Genomic DNA, 22,465 nt, shown 5'->3' on the forward strand with positions numbered 1-22,465 from the left:
TATCGTCAGATGCGCGGCGTTTTTTTATGCGCCTCGATTGAGGCCCAGACCTTGTCCTGCGCCTGGGTGCACGGCGTGCCTTCCGGGTGCGACTGGATCGTGGCGATCACCGCCCGCAACTCGGCCTTGCTCTGGTCCATACGGGCCTGCAGCTCTTCTATCTGCGCAATCCTGCGTTCCAGCCTCAACACGATATCGGCGCGCTTGGCCTCGCTCGGCGAATCGTCCGGCATCAGCGCCTTCAACTCCTGCAAGCTGAAACCCGCCCGCTGAGCGCCCTGGATCAATTGCAGCGTCTGCAACGTCTGCGTGGGATAACGGCGATAGCCATTGCCTTGCCGCTCGACCTGGATCAGCCCCTGGGCTTCGTAAAAACGAATCTTCGAGGCTGCCAAGCCACTGCGGTCCGCCAGTTCACCGATATTCATCGCCCACCCCATTGACCTTAAAGTTACCTTTAAGCTTAGCCTGAGCGCTCCCATTGTGAGGAGTCAAGCATGTCGCCCTTTGAAGCATTGCAATTGCCCAACGGCCAAGTCGTCAGTAACCGCATCGCCAAGGCGGCGATGGAAGAGAACATGGCCGATGCCGACCAGGCGCCTTCCGAGGCCCTGATGCGCCTGTATCAAGCCTGGGCCGAGGGCGAACCCGGCCTGATCCTGACCGGCAACGTGATGATCGACCGCCGAGCCATGACCGGCCCCGGTGGTGTGGTGCTGGAAGACGAACGCCACCTGGACGCGTTCCGCCGGTGGGCCACCATTGGCCGGGCCAAGGGCGCGCAGTTCTGGGTGCAGCTCAACCACCCGGGCCGCCAGACCATGGCCAACCTCGGCCAGCAGGCACTCGCGCCTTCGGCGGTGCCTCTGGACCTGGGTGGCTTCTCGAAGATGTTCGCCCAGCCCAAGGCGATGACCGAGGAGGATATCCAGGACGTCGTCACGCGCTTCGCTACCAGTGCACGCCTGGCGGAAAAAGCCGGCTTCAGCGGTGCCCAGGTTCATGCGGCCCACGGCTACCTGCTCAGCCAGTTTCTCTCACCCTTGAGCAACCAGCGCACAGACCGCTGGGGCGGCTGCGTGGAAAACCGTGCACGACTCCTGCTGGAGGTGATCAAGGCCGTGCGCGCCGCCGTGAGCGCTGATTTCTGCGTGGCCGTGAAACTCAACTCCGCCGACTTCCAGCGCGGTGGCTTTGACGCCGCCGACGCCCGCGCCGTGGTCGAACTGCTCAACCCGCTGGCCATCGACCTGCTGGAGCTGTCCGGCGGCAGCTACGAAGCCCCGGCCATGCAAGGCGAAGCCCGCGATGGGCGCACCCTGGCCCGCGAAGCGTATTTCATCGAGATGGCCAGCGACCTGGCGCAAGTCGCCCGCATGCCAGTGATGGTCACCGGCGGGATCCGGCGCTTGCCCATCGTCCAGCAAGTACTCGACAGCGGCATCGCCATGGCCGGGATCGCCACCGCCCTGACCCTGGAACCGCACCTGATCAAGCAATGGCGCGCAGGCCGTGACCTCAACCCGCAACTGCCGCCGATCCGCTGGAAACGCAAACCCCTGGCCAGCCTGGCGAGCATGGCGGTGGTGCGCTATCAGCTACGCCGCCTGAGCCGTGGCCGCCAGCCCAAACCCGGCGTGGCGCCACTGCTGGCGTTGATCAAGGACCAACTGTTTATCGCCCGGCGCACCCGCCAATATCGCGCCGCGATGACCAATTCTTCACATTAACCGGGGAGCATTCAGCGCCATGGAACTGTCCTCTACTGATCAGCAGCTTTTTACCCTCACTGACGATTGGAGTTCTTCATGGCGAAAATCACCCTGGCCCAGCAATTGGCGACCACCCTTGAACAGGCGGGCATCAAGCGCATCTGGGGCCTGACCGGCGACAGCCTCAACGGCCTGACCGACTCCCTGCGCACCATGGACAGCATCGAGTGGATGCACGTGCGCCACGAAGAAGTGGCCGCGTTTGCCGCCGGTGCCGAAGCCGCGGCCACCGGCGAGCTGACGGTGTGTGCCGGCAGTTGCGGCCCCGGCAACCTGCATTTGATCAACGGCCTGTTCGACTGCCATCGCAACCATGTGCCGGTGCTGGCCATCGCGGCGCAGATCCCCTCCTCCGAGATCGGCCTGAACTACTTTCAGGAAACCCATCCCCAGGAGCTGTTCAAGGAATGCAGCCACTTTATCGAGCTGGTGACCAACCCCGAACAGATGCCCCACGTGCTGCACCGCGCCATGCGCTCGGCGATCCTCAATCGTGGCGTGGCAGTGGTAGTGATTCCGGGTGATGTGTCGCTGCTGGAAGTGGAAGACACCTTCAAGCCGTGGCCGGCCCTGCTCGCGCCACGTACGCTGCCGGCGGAACAGGACCTGCAACGCCTCACCGACATCCTGGAACACAGCGGCAAAGTCACCCTGCTGTGCGGCAGTGGCTGTGCCGGCGCCCACGATGAGGTGGTGGCCCTGGCCGACGCCCTCGGTGCGCCTGTGGTGCATGCCCTGCGCGGCAAGGAGCACGTGGAGTGGGACAACCCGTTCGACGTCGGCATGACCGGCCTGATCGGCTTCAGCTCCGGCTACCACGCCATGCTCAACTGCGACACGCTGATCATGCTCGGCACCGACTTTCCGTACCGCCAGTTCTACCCCACCGACGCGAAGATCATCCAGGTCGACCGCAACCCGCAGGCACTGGGCCGGCGTGCCACCCTGGACCTGGGCATTGCAGCTGACGTCAGCGAGACCATCCAGGCGCTGCTGCCGCGCCTGAACCGCAAGACCGATCGCAGCTTCCTCGAAACCTCGCTCAAGCATTACGAGAAAGCGCGCCAGGGCCTGGATGACCTGGCTGAACCGTCAAAGGCCGGCCGTCCGATCCACCCGCAATACGTTGCGCGCCTGCTCAGCGAACTGGCGGACGACGACGCAATCTTCACCGCTGACGTTGGCTCGCCTACGGTATGGGCGGCGCGCTACCTGAAAATGAATGGCAAGCGCCGGCTGATCGGCTCGTTCAACCACGGCTCGATGGCCAACGCCATGCCCCAGGCCATCGGCGCGCAAGCGGCATTTCCCGGGCGCCAGGTGATTTCCATGTCCGGCGACGGTGGCTTCACCATGTTGATGGGCGACTTCATCAGCCTGGCGCAGTTGAACCTGCCGGTGAAACTCGTGGTGTTCAACAACTCGTCCCTGGGATTTGTCGCCATGGAGATGAAGGCTGCCGGCTACCTGGATACCGGCACCGAGCTGAAGAATCCGGACTTTGCCGCCATGTCCAACGCCATGGGCATCCTCGGTATTCGGGTCGAGCAGTCCGAAGACCTCGAACCTGCCCTGCGCCGCGCCCTGGCCCACGACGGCCCGGTGCTGGTGGACGTGGTCACCGCCACCCAGGAACTGGTGATGCCACCGAGCATCAAGCTGGAACAGGCCAAGGGCTTCAGCCTGTACATGCTCAAGGCGGTGATGAGCGGGCGCGGTGATGAAGTGATCGAGTTGGCGCGGACCAACTGGTTGCGTTGATAGCGCCATAGCGGCTGACCGCTGACAAAAAAGACCCCGCCTAAAAAGCGGGGTCTTTTTTCGTGCGACCTGTCAGCCGTGCTGTTTTTCCACCCACTTGCCATAGGCGTCGATAAACGCCTGCAAAAACGGCTTGGTCTTTTCCGAGACCTTGCCCGACTCGTCGAACACGCTGCCCGCACCGCCCAGGTAGGCTTCCGGCTGCTGCATGCATGGCACATCGAGGAACACCAGCGACTGGCGCAAATGGTGATTGGCCCCAAAACCGCCGATGGCACCGGGGGACACACTGATCACCGCACCCGGCTTGCCACTGAAAACACTTTGGCCGTAAGGGCGCGAACCGACGTCAATCGCATTCTTCAATACACCCGGTACGGAGCGGTTGTATTCGGGGGTCACAAACAGCACCGCGTCGGATGACCGCACGTGCTGGCGGAAAGTACTGTAGGCTGCCGGCGGTGCAGCACCGTCGATGTCCTCGTTGTAGAGCGGCAAATCGCCAATTTCGACAATGTTCAACGTGAGATTGGCGGGCGCCAACTCGGCCAATGCCAGGGCGACCTTGCGGTTGATCGACTCTTTTCTCAAGCTGCCGACCAGTACGGCAATCGTGTAGACCTTGCTCATTGGGGTTTCCCGGTTTCTGACTTAAGGAGCTTGTAGTTATAGAGCCTGCGCGGCGCTATCACCAGCGTGTTCTTGCAATCTCCAGGGACGTTCGCACCGCAGATGGATTTGTAAGTAATGTCTGAAAAAGTCAACGAATAGTATTTTTTTCAATAGGTAAACTACCCCGCTCTCCTACGGTCTACAGAACCGCAAATCGAGTGTTTATCTCCAGAGGTTCTAAACAGATGGCAGCAGTACTTGTCGGACAGTTCCATGCCAGAGACGCGGAAGGTCGCGTTTATTCGGTGCATGAGTTCCAGGAATCCAACCCGCCCCAAGGCGACCTGACTGGCTCGGCGCCCACCATTACCTACAAGCTGGCCATTGGCGATCGTGTAGAAAAACTGGACGGCGATGAATTCAGATTGATTCAGTCGGGCACCATCATCACCCGCGAATCCGCAACGACCCACGCTTCATAAGACCTTATTCCCCATAGGCGATATCCACATTATCGCCGACGCCTCCCAGTGTTCGGTCCTTGCCGAACGAGAACAGATCAAAGTGGGTGTTGGTCTGGCTGGGAGGATAGTGGTACTGATAGGCAACGCCCCAAGGGTCACTCAACGTGTCCTCGCTCTGCACATAGGGCCCCTTCCACTTCGCTTCACCCTCCGGCTTGACCATCAACACAGCCAGGCCCTCGTCATCCGTTGGATACCGCCCCACATCCTGGTGAAACTGCTCCACCGCCTTGCCCAGCGCATTCAGCTGGACCTTGGCCGTGGCGATTTCCGCCTGGGTCACGTCGCCAAAGAGCCGCGGCCCCACCGCAATCGCCAGCACGCCGACCACCAGCACCACCACCAGCAGGTCCCACAACGAAAACCCGCGCGTGTCTGTTTTACCGAGCATCGATAAGGCTCCCCCTTGAGTCCTTGGGTTGATACGCCCTTTGTATGACCTGTTGGTTGCAGGCGCCAGGGGCTTGATCGTGCAAGTCTAGTTGGGTCGTTCCCGCGCCGGGTCTTTTTCCACGCCCGGGCCCAAGCCATTGAATCCACGTCGCACTGAACATAGACTCCGGCCATGCGTTTACGTCATATCGAAGTCATTCAAGCGATTTTGCAGACCGGACACCTCGGCACCGCCGCCGAATGGTTGCAACTCCCCGTGGCCGATGTGGAGGCGACGCTCAAGGATGCCGAGCTGCAACTGGGCTTCATGCTGTTCGCCAGCGTGCGCGGACGCTTGCAGGCCACCCGGGAAACCCTCGAACTGCAGGGCCAGATCGCCCACCTCTACGCCGCCCTTGAGCCGGTGCAGCGCCTGGCCAGCAGCCTGAAGCACCATCATGCCCCGCCCTTGCGCGCGCTGTGCACCCCGCCCCTGGCCAATCAATTGTTGCCCCAGGCGATCGCCGTGCTGCGCCGACGCTTTCAAGACACGCCGTGCAACCTGTCCAGCCACTCCACCCGGGATATCGTCAAGAGCCTGCTGCTGCACGAAGCGGACGTCGGCCTGAGCCTGCACGACCCAGAACACCCGCAAATCCACAGCACGCCACTGGCCCACGGCAAGCTGCAATTGCTCGCGCCCCATGGCTGGCTGAAACCGCGGCAGAAGTACATTGCACTGCAGGAGTTGGCCGGGCAGTCGATGATCGGGCTGGAAGGCCAGGACCCGCTGAGCCGCCTGCTGGACAGCAAGCTGCAAGCCCTGCGCCCGCTGCCAGTGGTGCAGACACGGGTGCAGACCTACCAGATGATGCGCAGCATGGTTGAAGCCGGGGAAGGTCTGGCGATTGTCGACCCGTTCACCGCCACCGGTGCACGGGAAGCCGGGCTGGATGCTTGCCCGTTGTCACCCCCGATCGGGGTGACCTTGTATGCGTTGACGCTGGAAGGCCGTGAGGCGTCGCCCGCCTTGAATGCGCTGCTGGAGATTGTCACCGAGAAGGCCGAAAGCCTGCTGACAAACACACTCTCCTGACCAACAGAGATAAAAATGTGGGAGCTGGCTTGCCTGCGATGCGGACACTGCGGTGTATCAGTAACACTGAGGTGATGCTATCGCAGGCAAGCCAGCTCCCACACTGAATCAGCGCCCGGCTTCAGACCGCCTCCAATTCCGATTTGAACACCCGATACCAGAAAATCGCCACCTCGCGCGTCTGCGGATCAATCCCGCGATAGCGCAGGTGGTCGATTCCGCCCATCACGTACCCACAGCGCTCGTACAACCGGCAGGCACCGAGGTTGTTGTTCTGGGTCTCCAGCATCATCCCCGGCAGGTTCTTCTTGCGGCTCCAGAACTGCGCCACGTCGAGCAACGCCTTGGCCACCCCGTGGCGCCGCGCGGGCAATACCACTGCCAGTTCGTCCACATGGGCAAAGCCGTTCCAGTTGGTGCTGACCACGATATGCCCCACGGGCCGGTCATCCAGGTACGCCATGAACACCGCACTGTCGGCCGCGTCACGGAAGCTGGCGAATTCCTCGGGGTCGATGCCATAGCATTTGCGGTACGGCACGATGCGCTCCACCGCCCACTGACCGACGCGCTTGCCCATCTCCGGCATGCCGTAGGCGTTGACCTCAAAGCTGAAGTCGTTACCCCACACATACGCGTCAAATCCTTCGTCAGCCACCCGGACACTGAGGCCCGGGTACTTCGGGTTCATCACAGCTTGCATAAACATTCTTAACCCTTGATGCAGTCGACGGTGTAACAACGACCAGTGCCGTCGTCTTCGTGTTGCAGTCCATGCACATCCGCGACAAAGCCGGGGAAACTGCTATCGAACGTCCTGGCAAATGCCAGGTAATCAATGATCGAGCGAGTCGATTCGGTAAAACGCTCCCCCGGCATGATCAATGGAATGCCCGGCGGATAAGGCACCAGCATGACCGCTGCAACGCGTCCTGGCAAAGCGTCGATGGACACCGCCTCGACTTCGCCCTTGACCAGCAGGTCGTAGGCATCGGCCGGTTTCATGGCGATTTCCGGTAATACGGTGTACATCCGCTTCAGGTGCTTGGCCGTGGCATTACTGCGGTAGCAGCCGTGCAACTGATCGCACAGATCCTTCAAGCCCAGGCCCTGATACCGCGCCGGCCCCTGCGCAAACACCGAGGGCAAGCAGCTGGCGAGGCTCACGTTGGCGTCATAACTGCGCTTGAATTCCAGTAATTCGGTGAGCAGGGTACTCCACTTGCCTTTGGTGATACCCATGGAAAACAGCACGAGGAACGAATACAGCCCGGTCTTTTCCACCACCAGCCCACGTTCCCAGAGGAATTTACTGACCACCGCCGCCGGGATTCCGCACTCGCTCAGCGCCCCTCCGGCGTTCAGGCCGGGCATCACCAGGGTGACTTTTATCGGGTCCAGCAACACGTAGTCTTCGGCGATATCGCCAAAGCCATGCCACTCCGCCTCGGGTTGCAGCAGCCAGTCCGCCGTCACCACCCGGTCGATGCCCGCCACCAGTGGCGGCTGCCAGATGGAAAACCACCAGTCTTCGGCGGCAATGTGCTGGCGCAGGTTGGCCAGGGCGCGACGAAAGCTCAGGGCTTCATCAAACATTTCTTGCAGCAACGAACGCCCCGCCGGGCCTTCCATCATGGCCGACGCCACGTCCAGGGAGGCGATGATGCTGTACTGCGGCGAGGTGGAAATATGCATCATGAAGGCTTCGTTGAAGCGGTCACGGTCCAGCTTGCGCACCCCACCATCCTGCACATGGATCATCGACGCCTGGCTGAATGCCGCCAGCAGCTTGTGGGTGGAATGGGTAGTGAACACCAGCGGGCTGTCGGGCGTGCGCGAGGTGCCCATGCCGTAGCGACCGGCGAAGAACTCGTGAAACGCCGCGTAGGCGTACCAGGCTTCGTCAAAGTGCAGCACCTCGACGCTGTTGCCCAGTTGCTGCTTGATCAGCTCGGCGTTGTAGCACAGGCCGTCGTAGGTGGAGTTGGTGACGACCGCCAGCTTGACCTTGGCCGGCCGGCCACGGGTCAGCGGGCTGGCGTCGATCTTGGCGCGGATTGAGTCCGGGCTGAACTCGCTCAGGGGAATCGGCCCGATGATCCCCAGTTCATTGCGCTCCGGGCACAGGTACAGCGGGATCGCACCGGTCATGATGATCGAATGCAGCACCGACTTGTGGCAGTTGCGGTCCACCAGCACCAGGTCATCACGGCCCACCATGGAGTGCCAGACGATCTTGTTGGCGGTGGACGTACCATTGATCACGAAGTAAGTGTGATCGGCGCCAAAGTTACGTGCCGCCCGGGCTTCGGCCTCGGCCAGCGGCCCGGTGTGGTCCAGCAGCGAGCCGAGTTCCGGCACCGACACGGACAAGTCCGAACGCAGGGTGTTTTCCCCGAAGAACTGATGAAACGCCTGCCCCACCGGGCTCTTGCGATAGGCCACGCCACCGCCGTGGCCAGGGGTGTGCCAGGAGTAATTGGAGTCCGCCGTGTGCTGCACCAACGCCTTGAAGAATGGCGGCAACAGGCCATCCAGGTAAGCCCGCGCCGCCCGGGCCACTTGCCGGGCGAGAAACGGCACGGTGTCTTCAAACAGGTAAAGAATGCCCCGCAGCTGGTTGAGCTCGCTCATGGCGTCGGCCGGGGCGTTTTCCAGGGTGACTTGCTCACCGAGGGCGAAGATCGGCAGGTTCGGAGCCCGTACCCGCGCCAGGCGGATCAGCTCCACCATGTTTTGCATCAGGTGGGTATTTTCCCCGGCCCCTTCGGCGGCAATCAGCATGCAGGCCAGGCCGTGATGGGTGGAAGCCACCAGGCGGCCCTCGGCGTAGTCCACCGCCGAAAAGATACTGAAGCCCTCCTGTTCCAGCTCCCGGGCGATGCCCCGGACGCGGTCGCCGGCAACGGTGTCGGCCTTGATGTCGCGGTGTACGATCAGAACCGGGAACTTCAGGTCTTTGTACATGAGCGCTTGGCGTCCTGAGGGCTATGCCTTCAGGGTAGAAGCTTGGGGCCGATGTGGCGAATGAAGATGTTCAACCGGTCTTCATAAAGCGCCGTCGATGACCTCGCGCAACACCAACGCCGCGTCCATGGCCTGCTGGCGAGTTGCCAGGTTGGTGAAGCCCATCAACAGGCCTTGCTGGCGACCGGGCTCGATGCTCCAGCCAGACACGGCCTGAATTCCCAGCCCCGCACGAGCGGCGGCCGCCGCGATCGCCTGATCAGGAACGTCCACCCGCAGCCGCACCAACAAGTTGATCCCGCCCGACTGCTCATCCACCTGCAAAAACTCCCCGCAATGACTGGCCAACGCTTCCACCAGGAAACCGCGCCGCACGGTGTAGAGCTGGCGCATTTTTTTCAGGTGCCGGGTGAAATGGCCTTGTTCAAGAAAGTCGGCCGTGGTGGCTTGCAGCAATTCAGCGCTGCGGTTTTGCAGGACGCCGGCGCTGGCCTCAAAGGCCGGGCGCAACGCCTGAGGCACCACCAGATAGCCCAGGCGCAACCCCGGGAACAGCATCTTGCTGAAGCTGCCCGAGTAGATCACCCGGTCGGCGGTGTCCTGGCTCTTGAGCGCCGCCAGGGGTTGGCCCTTGTAGCGAAACTCGCTGTCGTAGTCATCTTCCACCACCCAGCCGCCATGGGCTTGCGCCCAATCGAGCAAACCGAGCCGCCGGGAGGCACTGAGGGCCACCCCCAGCGGACTTTGGTGGGCCGGGGTGACAATCGCCAGCCGCGCCTTTGGAGCGCGCCGTACGCCCGCCTCCACATCAAGCCCGTCACGGTCCACCGGCACCGCTACCAACTTCACGCCCAAGTGGAGTAATAACTGCCGCGCATGCAGGTAGCCCGGGTCTTCGAACCAGCAGTCCTGGCCGGCCATCTGCAGCGCATCACACACCAGCGCGAGGCACGCCGAATAACCGGCGCACACAAACACTTGCTCCGGCGAACACTCCACGCCCCGATACAGCGCCAGGTATTGCGCAATCGCCACACGCAGCGAACGGGCACCACGCACGTCGCCCATGGCCAGGCTGTTCACGTCGATACGCCGCACCTGGCGGGTGACCAGCCGCGCCCACAACTTGCGCGGGAAACTGTCGAGCGCCGGCAAGCCCAGTTGCAGCAGGCGCGGGTTGGATGCCGGTGCCACGGGTTCGGATGCCACCGGCAGCGTCTTGATCGACCGCTGCGGCAGTGCCTCGGCCACCACCGTGCCCGCTTGGCCGCGCGCGAGGAAGAAGCCTTCGCTGACCAGCAACTGATAGGCCGTCTCCACGGTGCCCCGGGCCACCTTCAGTTCCTGGGCCAGGCTGCGCACCGACGGCACCCGTTCGCCGGGGCGCAGTTGGCCCTGGTCGATGGCCTGGCGAAAGCGCCGGTAAATCTCCTGGTATTTGGGCAGTGACGACATCGTTATCCGGCTCACAGTCAATCAGCCCTGAAGTCTGATCTTGTCCCAACCCGCTTGTCCATTCTTGGCCCTATTGAGCCGGCGACCCGGCCGCCAGACTGGCGGCATCACTTCACGACAGTCAGGAGCCACCCCATGCAACACCGTCTCGACTACGCCCAGGCGGCGCCCGTCGGCTACAAAGCCCTTGGCTCGGTGCACAGCTATATCCACGGTTGCGGCCTGGAGAAGGAATTGATTGACCTGGTGTACCTGCGGGTCTCGCAACTCAACGGCTGCGCCTATTGCCTCGACTCCCATTCCCGCGACCTGCTCAAACAGGGCGTGAGCCTGGAAAAACTGATGCTGCTGGCCGCCTGGCGCGAAGCCTCGCCGCTGTTCACCGCCCGCGAATCCGCAGCCCTGGCCTGGGCCGAGTCAGTCACCCGGGTCGCGCAAACCGAGGTGCCGGACGCGGACTATGCCGAGGCCACCGCGGTCTTCAGTGCCAAGGAAATCGCCGACCTGACCCTGGCCATCGCCCTGATGAACGCCCTGAACCGCGTCGCCATCAGCTTTCGAAAAGTACCCGCAGCGGTGAAAGCCCACCTGGAGCACGGCCACCATGAATGATCACGTGGAGTTCGTGCACATCGAAACCGACGCCGACTGCCAGGCCTGCTTTGCCGTCATGCAGCAACTGCGGCCCATGCTCAGCGACCCGCAAGCCTTTACCCGGCAAATCCAGCGCCAGCGGGACAACGGCTACCGCCTGCTGGCCGCCCGGGAAAACGGCCAGGTGCTGGGCCTGGCCGGTTATCGCCTGACCGAAAACCTGCTGTATGGCCGCTTCATCTACGTCGATGACCTGGTGGTAGACGCTTCTCTGCAACGCCGGCGCCTGGGTGAGCAACTGCTGGACCAGGTACGCCAGCAAACCCGCAGCCTGGGTTATCGCTACCTGGTGCTGGACACGGGCATGCACATGGCCCTGGCCCAGCGCTTCTACTTTCGTCAGGGCCTGCTGCCGCGGGGGATGCACTTTTCCCAGGACCTCAGCCAATGAGCCGCGCCCTGCTGCTGAGCTTCAGCCCCCATGGCAAGGCCGCCCAGACCTTCCGCCTGGCTCGCGCCCTGCTCCGTGAACAGGCGCCAGAGGCCCAGGTGACCGAGCGTGACTACGGCGGTCAGGCGCTGCCGCCGCTGACCCGGGAATACGCCAGCGCCCTGACCACGCCCGGCGGCCTCAGTGGCCCGGCAACGGAGCGCTCCGAACAGCTGATCGTCGAGCTGGAGGCCTGCGACCTGTTGATTATCTGCACCCCGGTGCACAACTTCACCCTGCCGGCGGCGCTCAAGTGCTGGATCGATCATGTGGTGCGTATCCATCGCAGCTTCACGGTCAGCCCGCAGTTTGAAAAAGTCGGCCTGCTCAAGGACCGGCGCACTTTTGTATTGGTGAGTTCCGGAAACTCGCGAAAAAGCCGCGAGCCGGACTTCCTGAGCCCGTACCTGCAGGCGATCCTCGCAACCGTGGGTATTCACACCGTGCGCTTCGTCTATCTGGGCGCCATGGTCCGGGGCGAAGCGGCCGTCCAGCGCAGCTTGGCACAGGCCCATGAACAGTTGTCCGGGGCGTTTGACCGGCAGACGGGAGGCCACGCGACAATCAGCGCTGGCGCGTAAAATTAATGGCGCTAGAATCAGCGCCATTTCCTCGCCCGCCTCCCTGACTTGAGCCACCCATGAGCTTTAATTTCGACACGATCCACTCCCGCCTCGGCACCGGCAGTACCAAGTGGAGTCGTTACCCGCAAGACGTTCTGCCGATGTGGATTGCCGACATGGACATCGCCGCGCCACCGGCCGTGCTTCAGGCGCTGCACGAGCGCCTTGGCCAGCAAATCCTCGGCTACAGCGTGGCCTGCGATGGCGTGCGCGAGGCGATCGTCGCCGACCTGTGGGCCAAGTACGCCTGGCGCGTGCAGCCGGATGAGCTGCTGTTCCTGCCGGGGGTCGAGCCGGGTTTCAACATGGCGCTGCATGCGTTCGTGCAGCCCGGCCAACCGGTGGTGCTGCAAACCCCCAACTATCGCCCGATCCGCCTGGCGCCGGGCCACTGGAACCTGCCAAAAATCGAAGTGCCGTTTGAACTGAGCGCCGAGGGCGAGTACCTCACGCCGTTGCCGGCCATGCGTGAAGCCCTCACCGGCGCCGGTGCGCTGCTGTTGAGCAACCCGCACAACCCGATGGGCAAGGTTTTCCCTCGCGAAGAACTGCTGGCCGTGGCCACCGCCTGCCTCGACCAGGGCGCGCTGATCGTCTCCGATGAAATCCACGCCGAGCTGTGCTTTGACGGCCGCCGGCATATTCCCACCGCCAGCCTCAGCCCCGAGATCGCCCAGCGCACTATTACCCTGATGTCGGCGAGCAAGGCGTATAACGTCGCCGGGCTGAAGACCTGCTTTGCGGTGATCCAGAACCCGGAGATTCGCGAGCGTTTCAACCACGCCCGTTGCGGCATGGTCGACAGCGTCAGCCCCCTGGGCCTGGAAGCCACCCGTGCAGCCTATAGCGACTGCGGCGACTGGCTGGAAGCACTGGTGGCCTACCTGCAAGCCAACCGCGACTACCTGCTGAACGCCGTGCAAACCCGCCTGCCCGGCGTGGTGATGCATGCGCCCCAAGGCACCTATCTGGCCTGGCTGGATTGCAGCGCCCTGGGCCTGGATGACCCGCAACAGTTCTTTCTGGAACAGGCCAAGGTCGGCTTGAGCGCCGGGATTGAATTCGGCGATGACAGCCAGCAGTTCGTGCGCCTGAACTTCGGCTGCCCACGGGCGATGCTGGAAGAAGGCATTGCCCGTATGGAACGCAGCCTGCGTCACCGTTAAGGCGCAATTCACAACTTTTCGCAACGACCACCGAACCCCTGCTGTTACTGTTTTTGCCGATTCGTCCCACCGGTAACAGCAGGAGTTCCATGGCATGACGACCCAGCCGCTCAACCGCTCGACCGACCCCAAGGCCCTTCCCCTCACACCGCCCAAGTCCGGCGCGGCGTTCCATGTGCTGCTCAAGAACAGCGCCAACAACAAGAAGGTCGAGGCCGGCGACAAAACCGCGCAAGGGCTCGCTGCCAGCAAGGAACAAGGCTATGAGCTGGCCGCCAAGGACGCCGCACCGCCCACCACCCTGGGCGACTACAAGGCCATCGGCCCGGCGGACGAAGTCGGCCCCGGCCTGATTCGTTATGAAACCCAGGACGGCAAGAAAGTCATCGTCAGCGAAAAGGACAGCCCCGACCTGTTCAAGCAAGTCAGCGCCGACTTCAAGGCGCTCTCCGGCGTCAACGCCAGCGAAGCCGCCGGCTACCAGCGCCTGGGCGGCGACGCCACGGCCCCGGAAAAGCTCGGCGACTACAAATCCCTAGGCCCACCGGACGAAACCGGCCCGGGTGTGATCCGCTACGAAACCCAGGACGGCAACAAGTTCGTCATCAGCCAGCGCGACAACCCCGAAGCGTTCCAGAAAGCCAAGGAAGCCTATGAAAGCTTCACCGGCCTGGCCAGCAGCGAAGACGCCGGCTACAAGCGTGCCAGCGACAACGAAGTGTGGCCGCCCTACGCCGGCACCACCGTCGGCCCCGAGGATGAAGTCGGTCCCGGCCTGATCCGCTTCGAAAGCAACGGCCAGAAAATGGTCGTGGCCCGGGACGACAACCCCAAGCTGTTCGATTACCTGGCGGGCCTGCACGAGGTCTACACCCACCCGGACAAAAAGGCCGCCGTGGAGTCCGCACTCAACGACGGTTCCACCCTGGCGGACGCCAACACCCAACCGCCGGAACTGAATGACTACAAGGGCTTCGGCTGGATCGAAGGCCAGCAAGGCAATGTACTGACTTATGAAACCCACGACGGCACCAAAGTCGTGGTGTCGGCCGACGTCAGCCCGGAACTGTTCAAGAGCGTGGCCACCGCCCAGGACACCTGGAGCAAGATCCACTCCAGTGAAGACGCCGGCTACAAGCTGGCGGGGCCGAATGATTTCCTAAAAAACACCGAGATCACTTTCGGCTCCCCCGATGAACTGGGGGACGGCCTGATCCGCTATGAAACCAGTGAAGGCAAGGTCATCGTTTCCAAGGAACTCAGCCCGCAGCTTTACGACGAAGTGGTCGCCAAGTGGGAAGCCTGGAGCGCCGGCACCGTCGACGAAACCCGCGCCAAGTACAACCTGCCGAGCAACGACGAACTGGACGTGCTCAACCTCGACACCGGCGTGCACGCCGACAAGGACGACGATAAATCGCCGACCCAAAGCGTCAGCGAACTGGCCACCACCGAACTGATCGACACCTACCGTGCCGGGGTCAAGGACGGCTCGATTCCCAAGGACGACCCGCGGGCCAAACTGGTCCGGGCCCTGGAAGCCCAGGCGGCCTACCAGAACGGCCACGGTATTACCGGCTACGAAGAATCCAAGCGCCCGTTCAACACCACCTGGCGCGAGTTCGATGACAAGCAGACCGAACTCACTTCCGCCGACATGCACGACATCATCGACGGCAAGGCGGTGCAGGAGCAGATCGGCGAACTGTTCAAAGACCCGACCGTGCAGGCCGACTACAAGACCAAGATGGACGACGCCATCAGTCACCTGCCCAACAAGGACGAGATCAAGCAGAAGCTCCTCGACCTGACCAACAACCCCGACTACGTGCTCTACCTCAAGGACCTGCAAAAACAGGGCAAGAGCCACGAAGCCCAACAGGACCTGAGCAACACCCTCACCTCGCTGTCGCTGTTCGACCCGGAAGCCGCCACCAAGGCCGCGCAGAATATCCAGGCCGATGGCCTCACCACCGACCTCAATGAGATCCTGTCGGACCCGAGCAAGATCTCCGACGAGAACAAGGAACTGGCCACCAAGGACCTGTTCGGCCTGCTCAAGGGCGTGCTCAAGGGCAACCTGCTGGACTTGCCGCGACGCAGCCAGGAAGTGCTGGAGAAATTCCTCAACGAAGGCCTGGAGGGCAAGGAGAAATCCTCGGCCGTGACCAAGGCCCTGGAAGAACTCGGCGATGTCTACAAGAACAGCGGCACCATCAGCGAAGCCGACGTGAAAACCGCCCTGAGCAAACCGTATATCCCGGTGGCGGATCGCGGCATGCTCGGCGAGGTGTTCAACACCCTCAACAGCAAAGGCATCCTCGGCTCCATGGGCGCCGGCGTCAGCCTGTTTTCAGGGATTTACCAACTGGTGGGCAAAGGCGGCAAGCTCGGCGAAACCCCGGCCCAGCGTATGACCATCGCCAAGGACTTCCTGAGTTTTGCCGGCGGCGCGAGCCACTTCGTCAAGCTCGGCGACAAGATCGGCGAAGCCCTGGGCAAGGGCGGCCTGGTGGACTTCCTCGGCCTGGACAAGACCCTGCCGGAAATCTGGGGCAAGGAAGGTGCGGCCGGCAAAGTCATCGACTTCAGCAAGCCCACGGAGATTGACTCAAAGGTCAGCAAGGAAATTGCCGCGGCCCTGGACGCGGTTCCCGACAGCCAGTACGACGGCGTCGCCAAACTGTTTGGCGAAGGCGATAAAGCCGTGACCGAAGCCACCGAAGGTCTCGCCACCCACCTGGATGATGGCCTTGCGGCAGCGGGTGCGGCCAAGCTCGGCGCTTCCCAGTCGGCGAAGATCGCAGGTTCAGTGATCAAGGTGCTGGGCCCGGCCACGGATATCGCCGGTGGTTTTGCCGACATCGTACTCGGCGCCCTGGCGATCAAGAGCGGCGTGGACAGCAAAGACCCGTTGGCTCAGGCGGCGGGTGGCTTGCAGGTGGCGGGCGGTGCGTTCGGCGCATCGGCCGGCGTATTGGGTGCAGCAGCGCTGTTTGGCGCAGGCACGGCGGCAGCGCTGACCGGCCCTTTGTTCCTGGTGGGCGTGGTGTTGGCGGTGGTGGGCGGGATCATCGGCTACTTCGTCGACCACAACAAAAAACAGAAGGCCACCGAGAAGGAAAACGACTGGTACCGCGACCTGGCGGGCGACGGTTTATTGCAGGACAACTGGGCGGACAAGGTCGAATACGCCCACTACGAAATCCACCACTACCACGGCCGCGACACGCCGACCGATGACAGCCTGTTCCGCTTCCAGCAATCGGAGTGGGAGCACTTTGACGCGACACCGCAAAGCGGCGGCTCGTCGAGCAACCGGCTGGATGGGGATTTGCACAAGGACTACAAGGACCCGAGTGAAAAGCCCAAGGAACTGCCGGATGCTTCGGGTGAGAAGCCCGGGTCCCGGCCGTCTGGAGGCGGCCCTCGGCTCAACTAAATCTACACAAATCAGTGTGGGAGCTGGCTTGCCTGCGATAGCGGTGTATCAGCCGACAAATAGGTCGACTGACACTCCGTCATCGCAGGCAAGCCAGCTCCCACATTTGGATTGGGTTCACAACTGGATTGCAGTCACAGCTTAGCGATCGAAACTTCGGTCGATTTCACAAAGGCAATCACTTCACTGCCCACTTTCAATTCCAGGTCGCGCACCGAGCGCGTGGTAATCACCGACGTCACGATCCCCGACGCGGTTTGCACGTCGATCTCGGACACCACTTCGCCGATCAGGATTTCCTTGATCACGCCTTTGAACTGGTTGCGCACGTTGATCGCTTTAATGGTCATGTCGGCTTTCCTTTGGTCTGTTGGGTCAATCCGCACGAATGCGCAGGCACTCAAAGTGCCCTATTCGTGAAAACAACAAAAGGAATAAATAACTCTTTATTTATTCTATAAAGACATATGCAAGCTGTTGCGCAGCCAACAGTGATTCAACAAAGTGCCCTCTCCCATCACAACGCCCCTGCCCCCAACCCCAATAGAAACGGCCCCGCGACTGCTGGCACAGAGACTGCATATTCCCATAACGCATGATGGAACATGCCATATGAATTTTCTGAATATAAGAAAAGCCTTCTCTTTCCCGCCTTGCCCGGAGCTGTTCCATGAAACCCTTCGCCAAAACCCTTCTGGGCGCCTGCGCCCTCGCCCTCAGCCTGCAACCCCTGGCCCATGCCGCGGAAACCGACCCTGCGCAAGTCAACCTGGACTATGCCTATTACTCGCCGGTGAGCCTGGTGCTCAAGCACTTCGGCTGGCTCGAAGAAGCACTGCCAAAAACCAAGGTCGGCTGGGTGCTGAGCCAGGGCAGCAACCGTTCCCTGGAATACCTCAACAGCGGCGGTGTCGATTTCGCTTCGTCCGCCAGCCTGTCGGCGGTGTTGAGCCGGGCCAACGGCAGCCCGATCAAGTCGGTGTATGTGTACAGCCGCGCCGAGTGGACCGCACTGGTGGTGCGCAAGGATTCAACCTTCAAGAGCGTGAGCGACCTCAAGGGCAAGAAAATTGCCGCCACCAAAGGCACCGACCCGTACCTGTTCACCCTGCGCAGCCTGCAGAAAGCCGGCTTGGCCAAGGACGACGTAGAACTGGTGCACCTGCAACATCCGGACGGCCGTACCGCCCTGGAGAAAGGTGATGTCGACGCCTGGGCCGGTCTTGACCCGCACATGGCCGCCAGTGAAATCCAGGCCGGTTCGCGCCTGCTGTACCGCAACAAGGACTTCAACAGCTACGGCGTGGTCAGCGTCACCGAGACGTACGCCAAGGAGCATCCGCAGACCATCGCCAAAGTGCTCGGCGCCTATGAAAAAGCCCGCAACTGGGCGGTCCAGCACCCGGATGAATTTGCCAAGCTGCTGGCGGACGAATCCGGCCTGCCGCTGGAAGTGGCCAAGCTGCAATTGTCCCGCACCGACCTGAGCAGCCCATTGCTCACCGCTCAGGACGTGGTGTCCTCCAAGGCTGCTGCGCCGATCCTGGTATCGGAAGAACTGGTGCGCCGTGGTGTGAATGTGGATCAGGTGATCGACCAGTTGATTGACCCAAGCTTCGGCCAGGCCTTGCCTCGTCCATAAGGGGAGCGTCATGAGCAGCAAAAGCGAAGCCCTGCCGGTCCCACGGACGCCCACGATCACTGTCCAGCGCAGCGCCTGGCCACGCCGGCTCAAGGGCCTGGCGTTGCCGGTGTTGATCCTGGTGATCCTTGAAGTGGTGGTGCGTATCGGCTGGCTGCCGTCCTACCAGATGCCGGCCCCCAGCGAGATCGCGGTGACCCTCACCGACCTCGCCGAAGGCGCGTTGTGGAAACACATCAGCGCCAGCCTGTTGCGGGTACTGCTGGGATTCGCCATCGGCGCCAGCCTGGCCCTGGTGTTTGCCGCCTGGGTCGGCTTGAGCCGCGAGGCCGAGGCGTACCTGGAACCGACCTTCGCCGGCCTGCGCTCGATCCCGAGCCTGGCGTGGGTGCCGCTGTTGCTGCTGTGGCTGGGCATTGATGAGACCTCGAAGATCGTGCTGATTGCCATCGGCGCGTTCTTCCCGGTGTACCTCAATGGCGTCGCGGCGATTCGCGACATCGACCGCAAGCTGGTGGAAGTCGGGCAGATGTATGGCTTCAGCCGTACGCGCCTGGTGCGCCGCATCCTGTTGCCCGCCGCCCTGCCCGGCTTGTTCACCGGTTTGCGCAGCGGTTTGAGCCTGGCCTGGATGTTCCTGGTGGCGGCCGAGTTGATCGCCGCGACCAAGGGCCTGGGTTACCTGCTCAGCGATGGCCGGGAAACCTCACGGCCCGACATTGTGCTGGCGGCGATCATTGTATTGGCCCTGTTGGGCAAGATCAGCGACGGCCTGCTGGCCGCCCTGGAGAAACGCTGCCTGGCCTGGCGCGACACCTTCAACGGCCAAGGCCCGGAGAATTGAGCATGAGCGAAGCGCTACTGGACATTCGTGTCGAGCGTAAAAATTTCGGCGCCACCACGGTGCTGACCAACGTCCACCTGGCCCTGCAACCGCGGGAGGCGGTGAGTTTGCTGGGGCCCAGCGGCTGCGGCAAAAGCACCTTGCTGCGGATCGTTGCCGGGCTGGAAAAGGACTACCAGGGTGAGCTGTTACAGGGCGGTGGCGAGGTCGCGTTTGTGTTCCAGGAGCCGCGCCTGATGCCCTGGCTGACGGTGGAGCAAAACATCGGCTTCAGCGATGACAACGGCTATGACAAAGCCTGGGTCGCGCAGTTGATTGACGAGGTGGGGCTTACCGGCTTTGCCCAGGCGTTGCCCAAGGCGTTGTCGGGCGGCATGGCGCAACGGGTAGCGATTGCTCGCGGGCTGTATTCGCGGCCGCAGGTGTTGCTGCTGGACGAGCCGTTCAGCGCGGTGGATGCGTTTACCCGCATGAAGCTGCAGGACTTGCTGCTGCAATTGGCTGAGCATCACGGGATCGCCCTGTTGCTGGTGACCCACGATGTGGACGAGGCGCTGTACCTGAGTGACCGGGTACTGGTGATGGATAACCGGCCCAGCAGTATTCGCCAGGAACTGGCGGTGGAGCTGGAGCATCCGCGGGACCGGCGGGATCCGCTGTTGGCGCGCCTCAAGGCACTGGCGTTGACCGAGTTGCAGCGGGCGCATGTGATCTGAAACGCACGTGTTGGGGGGGGGTAAGTCAGGCTGGGGTGTATATCCGGTATTTGGGTGATGGCTGATATGGGTTCCGCTCTTACAGCGGCTCACTTTTGAACAGCGCAAAAGTAAGCAAAACGCTCTTGCCCCACCACTCGGCACCTCGCCCAGGCTCGGTGTGCCCTCTCTCCGGTACTACTCCGCGGGCCGCCGCGACGGGGCGTCCCTGCCCCGTCGCGGCTAAACCGGCGTCCTGCCGGTTTACCCGCTCCGTACTACCTGCGTTCGGCCAGCGTGGTTTAACGGGGCGCCTAAGATCAAGATCAAAAGCAGATCAAGAGCACAGCGGCCTACAGGCCGGCTTGAGTGGTGTGAAGCAAAGGCAACATCAAGATCAAAATCTACAGGGGGCACGGTCAAATGTGGGAGCTGGCTTGCCTGCGATGGCATCAACTGGGTGTACCTGAAAAACCGAGGTGTCTGCATCGCAGGCAAGCCAGCTCCCACAGAAAAGCAGAGCTGCATCAGTTTCAGATTTCGTGTTCGCTTTGGCTTTTGCTCTGGCTTCTACCACTCAAGCCGGCCTGTAGGCCGCTGTGCTCTTGCTTTTGATTTTGATCTGGCTCTGACTGCCCCAATAAGCCCGAGGCCGAACGCAGGTGGTGCGGAGCGGGTAAACCGGCAGGACGCCGGTTTAGCCGCGCTGGGCCAAGGATGGCCCATCGCGGCGGCCCGCGGAGCAGCGCCGGAGTGAGGGAACACCGAGCCTAGGCGAGGTGCCGACAGGCGGGGCAGAGCCCTTTGCTTACTTTGGGCTGGGCCGGCATTCCGGCTTTTCCAAAGTGAGTCGCTGTAAGAGCGAAACCATAAGCGGCCGTTACCTAAATAACGGATATGTCATCAGGCAGCCGTTTTACGCGCCGTCAGCGTCACCCAATACCGCGTACGCGACTGCACCTCCAGCGGCATCGTCGACGCCAGCAACGCAAGAATGCGATCAGTATCGGCCAACTGAAAACTCCCGGTCACCCGCAGCGCTTCAAGGCTCGAGTCCCAACGCATCACCCCCGGCCGATACCGCTCCAACTCCCGCAAAAATCGCCCAACAGCTGGTTCTGCGCGGTCAACACACCCTCGCGCCAACCCAGTTGCAGCGCATCAAACACCACGGCTGCGCCCATACCGGACGCCTGCAAACGCGCCTGTTGCCCACCTTGCAACGTCGCCACTTGCCCCCGCAGGTCCTGCACCTGCACCGCGCCCTTCAAGACCGACACCAGGCACCCGGAAGACAGCTGCCGCACACACACCTCAGCCTGGCTGACAATCACCTGGCCATAACGCGTCTGCACCGTCAGTGCACCAGCCCCCGGCACCGTCAACGCCATCTCGCCTTCCACCAGCGTCACACGGCGCTGGGCCACGTCCACATCCACCGCACTCGCGGTGTTCAGTTGCAGACTACTGCCGTCCGCCAGCGACACCCGCTTGCGTTCGCCAGTGGCAGTATGCAAATCGGCGCGCCATGCATCGATCGGCAATTGTCGGCTGAGCAACCACGCAGCCGGCACCAGCGCGGCCACGCCCAACGCACGCTTGAGCACCGCGCGCCGTCCCGGTTGCGGGCGATCAAGGCTGGCCATGGCCAATGCCGGTGGCAACTCGGTAAATCGCTGGCGCAACAGTTGGGCTTTTTGCCAGATCTGTTCATGCTGGGGATGACTGTCGCGCCACTGTTGCAGGCTGGCGTGATCACGCTCGGTGGCACTGCCAGACTCCAGCAACGCCAGCCACTGCGCCGCCGCACGGGCGAGATCCGGCGCGCTGCGGCTCACAGGTCCACCAGCAGGCAATGCTCATAGGCCTGGGCCATGTAGCGCTTGACCGTACGCTCGGAGACCTTGAGCCGCTCGGCTATCTCCCGGTAGCCCAGGCCTTCCAGTTGGCTCCACAGAAACGCGCGACGCACCACCGGTGGCAAACCGTCGAGCAGTTCATCCAGGGCTTGCAGGGTTTCCAGCAGCAACCAGCGCTGCTCCGGGGACGGCACGCAGTCTTGCGGCAAGTGCATCAGCGCGTTGAGATACGCCTGCTCCAGGCTGCGCCGCTGGTGAAAGTTGACCAGCAAGCGCTTGCCCACGGTCACCAGGTAAGCCCGGGGCTCCTGCAATTGTGCAATCGGCTGGGCGCTGGCCAGCACCCGCAGGAACGTGTCCTGGCTCAGGTCGGCCGCATCCCAGGCATTGCCCAGGCGCCGCCGCAGCCAGCTTTCCAGCCAGCTGCGGTGGTCGCGGTACAAGGTGTGAAGACTCGCTTCAGCCAGGTGCGTCGGCAATACAGCATCATTCATGGCAAGTAACCTGCGCGGCGCGAGTTAATCTCAAATGAGATTCATTCTATTTAATAT

General features: G+C 62.4%; 20 protein-coding genes and 1 pseudogene. 12 read left to right on the forward strand and 9 right to left on the reverse strand.

The window, feature by feature from the left end:
* Positions 1–5 precede the first annotated feature (5 nt).
* Complete coding sequence (locus tag JFV30_RS13160) at positions 6–428, reverse strand: MerR family transcriptional regulator (RefSeq protein WP_201124194.1); 423 nt, start codon at positions 426–428, stop codon at positions 6–8.
* A 69-nt stretch (positions 429–497) separates the two neighbouring features.
* Here JFV30_RS13160 and JFV30_RS13165 point away from each other — a divergent pair, with 69 nt between their 5' ends.
* Both JFV30_RS13165 and poxB read left to right on the forward strand, forming a co-directional pair.
* Entirely contained in the window at positions 498–1,730 is a 1,233-nt protein-coding gene (locus JFV30_RS13165; RefSeq protein ID WP_201124196.1) for an NADH:flavin oxidoreductase/NADH oxidase family protein, read from the forward strand.
* Positions 1,731–1,808: 78 nt separating this feature from the next.
* On the forward strand, positions 1,809–3,533 hold the full coding sequence (gene poxB, locus JFV30_RS13170; RefSeq protein WP_201124199.1) for a ubiquinone-dependent pyruvate dehydrogenase: 1,725 nt from the start codon (positions 1,809–1,811) through the stop codon (positions 3,531–3,533).
* Positions 3,534–3,605: 72 nt separating this feature from the next.
* Here poxB and JFV30_RS13175 read toward each other — a convergent pair whose 3' ends face one another.
* Positions 3,606–4,163 (reverse strand): NADPH-dependent FMN reductase, encoded by a 558-nt coding sequence (locus JFV30_RS13175; RefSeq protein ID WP_010171186.1) that lies wholly within the window; start codon positions 4,161–4,163, stop codon positions 3,606–3,608.
* Between the two features lie 227 nt (positions 4,164–4,390).
* Between JFV30_RS13175 and JFV30_RS13180 the strand changes: the two genes are divergently transcribed.
* The gene (locus JFV30_RS13180) at positions 4,391–4,627 is read left to right on the forward strand and encodes a hypothetical protein (protein WP_010171188.1); all 237 of its coding nucleotides are present in this window, start codon (positions 4,391–4,393) and stop codon (positions 4,625–4,627) included.
* A 4-nt stretch (positions 4,628–4,631) separates the two neighbouring features.
* Here JFV30_RS13180 and gspG read toward each other — a convergent pair whose 3' ends face one another.
* On the reverse strand, positions 4,632–5,060 hold the full coding sequence (gene gspG / locus JFV30_RS13185) for a type II secretion system major pseudopilin GspG (RefSeq protein ID WP_201124202.1): 429 nt from the start codon (positions 5,058–5,060) through the stop codon (positions 4,632–4,634).
* A 174-nt stretch (positions 5,061–5,234) separates the two neighbouring features.
* Between gspG and JFV30_RS13190 the strand changes: the two genes are divergently transcribed.
* Complete coding sequence (locus tag JFV30_RS13190) at positions 5,235–6,137, forward strand: LysR substrate-binding domain-containing protein (protein ID WP_201124204.1); 903 nt, start codon at positions 5,235–5,237, stop codon at positions 6,135–6,137.
* 121 nt (positions 6,138–6,258) lie between these two features.
* Here JFV30_RS13190 and JFV30_RS13195 read toward each other — a convergent pair whose 3' ends face one another.
* The 3 genes from JFV30_RS13195 to pdxR form a co-directional block, all read right to left on the reverse strand.
* Positions 6,259–6,828, reverse strand: a complete 570-nt coding sequence (locus JFV30_RS13195) for a GNAT family N-acetyltransferase (protein WP_201126183.1) — start codon at positions 6,826–6,828, stop codon at positions 6,259–6,261.
* Between the two features lie 20 nt (positions 6,829–6,848).
* The gene (locus JFV30_RS13200) at positions 6,849–9,104 is read right to left on the reverse strand and encodes an Orn/Lys/Arg family decarboxylase (protein WP_169388550.1); all 2,256 of its coding nucleotides are present in this window, start codon (positions 9,102–9,104) and stop codon (positions 6,849–6,851) included.
* An 81-nt stretch (positions 9,105–9,185) separates the two neighbouring features.
* Entirely contained in the window at positions 9,186–10,559 is a 1,374-nt protein-coding gene (gene pdxR, locus JFV30_RS13205; RefSeq protein WP_201124206.1) for a MocR-like pyridoxine biosynthesis transcription factor PdxR, read from the reverse strand.
* Between the two features lie 135 nt (positions 10,560–10,694).
* On the opposite strand from pdxR, the gene JFV30_RS13210 reads away from it, so the two are divergent.
* The 5 genes from JFV30_RS13210 to JFV30_RS13230 all read left to right on the forward strand — a co-directional run bounded on the left by JFV30_RS13210 (position 10,695) and on the right by JFV30_RS13230 (position 16,874).
* On the forward strand, positions 10,695–11,171 hold the full coding sequence (locus JFV30_RS13210) for a carboxymuconolactone decarboxylase family protein (protein ID WP_010171203.1): 477 nt from the start codon (positions 10,695–10,697) through the stop codon (positions 11,169–11,171).
* On the forward strand, positions 11,164–11,604 hold the full coding sequence (locus JFV30_RS13215; protein WP_010171206.1) for a GNAT family N-acetyltransferase: 441 nt from the start codon (positions 11,164–11,166) through the stop codon (positions 11,602–11,604). The genes JFV30_RS13210 and JFV30_RS13215 overlap by 8 nt, the downstream gene beginning before the upstream one ends.
* A complete protein-coding gene (locus JFV30_RS13220) occupies positions 11,601–12,224 on the forward strand; it encodes an FMN-dependent NADH-azoreductase (RefSeq protein WP_201124208.1) in 624 nt (207 codons plus the stop codon). The genes JFV30_RS13215 and JFV30_RS13220 overlap by 4 nt, the downstream gene beginning before the upstream one ends.
* Positions 12,225–12,283: 59 nt before the next feature.
* Positions 12,284–13,432 (forward strand): MalY/PatB family protein, encoded by a 1,149-nt coding sequence (locus tag JFV30_RS13225; protein ID WP_201124210.1) that lies wholly within the window; start codon positions 12,284–12,286, stop codon positions 13,430–13,432.
* Between the two features lie 94 nt (positions 13,433–13,526).
* Complete coding sequence (locus tag JFV30_RS13230; protein ID WP_201124211.1) at positions 13,527–16,874, forward strand: hypothetical protein; 3,348 nt, start codon at positions 13,527–13,529, stop codon at positions 16,872–16,874.
* Between the two features lie 134 nt (positions 16,875–17,008).
* On the opposite strand, the gene JFV30_RS13235 is transcribed toward JFV30_RS13230, so the two are convergent.
* Positions 17,009–17,224, reverse strand: a complete 216-nt coding sequence (locus JFV30_RS13235) for a TOBE domain-containing protein (protein ID WP_003217010.1) — start codon at positions 17,222–17,224, stop codon at positions 17,009–17,011.
* Between the two features lie 320 nt (positions 17,225–17,544).
* Between JFV30_RS13235 and JFV30_RS13240 the strand changes: the two genes are divergently transcribed.
* From JFV30_RS13240 to JFV30_RS13250, 3 genes are read left to right on the forward strand one after another with little or no spacing between them, the layout of a single operon-like run.
* Entirely contained in the window at positions 17,545–18,516 is a 972-nt protein-coding gene (locus tag JFV30_RS13240) for an aliphatic sulfonate ABC transporter substrate-binding protein (protein ID WP_010171214.1), read from the forward strand.
* Between the two features lie 10 nt (positions 18,517–18,526).
* Positions 18,527–19,360, forward strand: coding sequence for an ABC transporter permease (locus JFV30_RS13245; RefSeq protein ID WP_010171216.1), 834 nt, complete (start codon positions 18,527–18,529; stop codon positions 19,358–19,360).
* 2 nt (positions 19,361–19,362) lie between these two features.
* Positions 19,363–20,076 (forward strand): ABC transporter ATP-binding protein, encoded by a 714-nt coding sequence (locus tag JFV30_RS13250; RefSeq protein WP_201124212.1) that lies wholly within the window; start codon positions 19,363–19,365, stop codon positions 20,074–20,076.
* Positions 20,077–20,958: 882 nt separating this feature from the next.
* Here the strand turns inward: JFV30_RS13250 and JFV30_RS13255 are convergent.
* Positions 20,959–21,893 (reverse strand): annotated as a pseudogene (locus JFV30_RS13255) (FecR domain-containing protein).
* Complete coding sequence (locus tag JFV30_RS13260) at positions 21,890–22,408, reverse strand: sigma-70 family RNA polymerase sigma factor (protein WP_169388556.1); 519 nt, start codon at positions 22,406–22,408, stop codon at positions 21,890–21,892. The pseudogene JFV30_RS13255 and the gene JFV30_RS13260 overlap by 4 nt, the downstream one beginning before the upstream one ends.
* Positions 22,409–22,465: the final 57 nt, after the last annotated feature.

It is taken from the genome of Pseudomonas sp. TH32 (genome assembly GCF_016650855.1).
Lineage (GTDB): Bacteria > Pseudomonadota > Gammaproteobacteria > Pseudomonadales > Pseudomonadaceae > Aquipseudomonas.

Coding starts and splice junctions, on each gene's coding strand:
- JFV30_RS13180 (WP_010171188.1), top strand. CDS start 4,391: ATGGCAGCAGTACTTGTCGGACAGTTCCATGCCAGAGACGCGGAAGGT.
- JFV30_RS13245 (WP_010171216.1), top strand. CDS start 18,527: ATGAGCAGCAAAAGCGAAGCCCTGCCGGTCCCACGGACGCCCACGATC.
- JFV30_RS13235 (WP_003217010.1), bottom strand. CDS start 17,224: ATGACCATTAAAGCGATCAACGTGCGCAACCAGTTCAAAGGCGTGATC.
- JFV30_RS13260 (WP_169388556.1), bottom strand. CDS start 22,408: ATGAATGATGCTGTATTGCCGACGCACCTGGCTGAAGCGAGTCTTCAC.
- poxB (WP_201124199.1), top strand. CDS start 1,809: ATGGCGAAAATCACCCTGGCCCAGCAATTGGCGACCACCCTTGAACAG.
- pdxR (WP_201124206.1), bottom strand. CDS start 10,559: ATGTCGTCACTGCCCAAATACCAGGAGATTTACCGGCGCTTTCGCCAG.
- JFV30_RS13210 (WP_010171203.1), top strand. CDS start 10,695: ATGCAACACCGTCTCGACTACGCCCAGGCGGCGCCCGTCGGCTACAAA.
- JFV30_RS13190 (WP_201124204.1), top strand. CDS start 5,235: ATGCGTTTACGTCATATCGAAGTCATTCAAGCGATTTTGCAGACCGGA.
- gspG (WP_201124202.1), bottom strand. CDS start 5,060: ATGCTCGGTAAAACAGACACGCGCGGGTTTTCGTTGTGGGACCTGCTG.
- JFV30_RS13250 (WP_201124212.1), top strand. CDS start 19,363: ATGAGCGAAGCGCTACTGGACATTCGTGTCGAGCGTAAAAATTTCGGC.
- JFV30_RS13240 (WP_010171214.1), top strand. CDS start 17,545: ATGAAACCCTTCGCCAAAACCCTTCTGGGCGCCTGCGCCCTCGCCCTC.
- JFV30_RS13165 (WP_201124196.1), top strand. CDS start 498: ATGTCGCCCTTTGAAGCATTGCAATTGCCCAACGGCCAAGTCGTCAGT.
- JFV30_RS13175 (WP_010171186.1), bottom strand. CDS start 4,163: ATGAGCAAGGTCTACACGATTGCCGTACTGGTCGGCAGCTTGAGAAAA.
- JFV30_RS13215 (WP_010171206.1), top strand. CDS start 11,164: ATGAATGATCACGTGGAGTTCGTGCACATCGAAACCGACGCCGACTGC.
- JFV30_RS13160 (WP_201124194.1), bottom strand. CDS start 428: ATGAATATCGGTGAACTGGCGGACCGCAGTGGCTTGGCAGCCTCGAAG.
- JFV30_RS13195 (WP_201126183.1), bottom strand. CDS start 6,828: ATGAACCCGAAGTACCCGGGCCTCAGTGTCCGGGTGGCTGACGAAGGA.
- JFV30_RS13200 (WP_169388550.1), bottom strand. CDS start 9,104: ATGTACAAAGACCTGAAGTTCCCGGTTCTGATCGTACACCGCGACATC.
- JFV30_RS13225 (WP_201124210.1), top strand. CDS start 12,284: ATGAGCTTTAATTTCGACACGATCCACTCCCGCCTCGGCACCGGCAGT.
- JFV30_RS13220 (WP_201124208.1), top strand. CDS start 11,601: ATGAGCCGCGCCCTGCTGCTGAGCTTCAGCCCCCATGGCAAGGCCGCC.
- JFV30_RS13230 (WP_201124211.1), top strand. CDS start 13,527: ATGACGACCCAGCCGCTCAACCGCTCGACCGACCCCAAGGCCCTTCCC.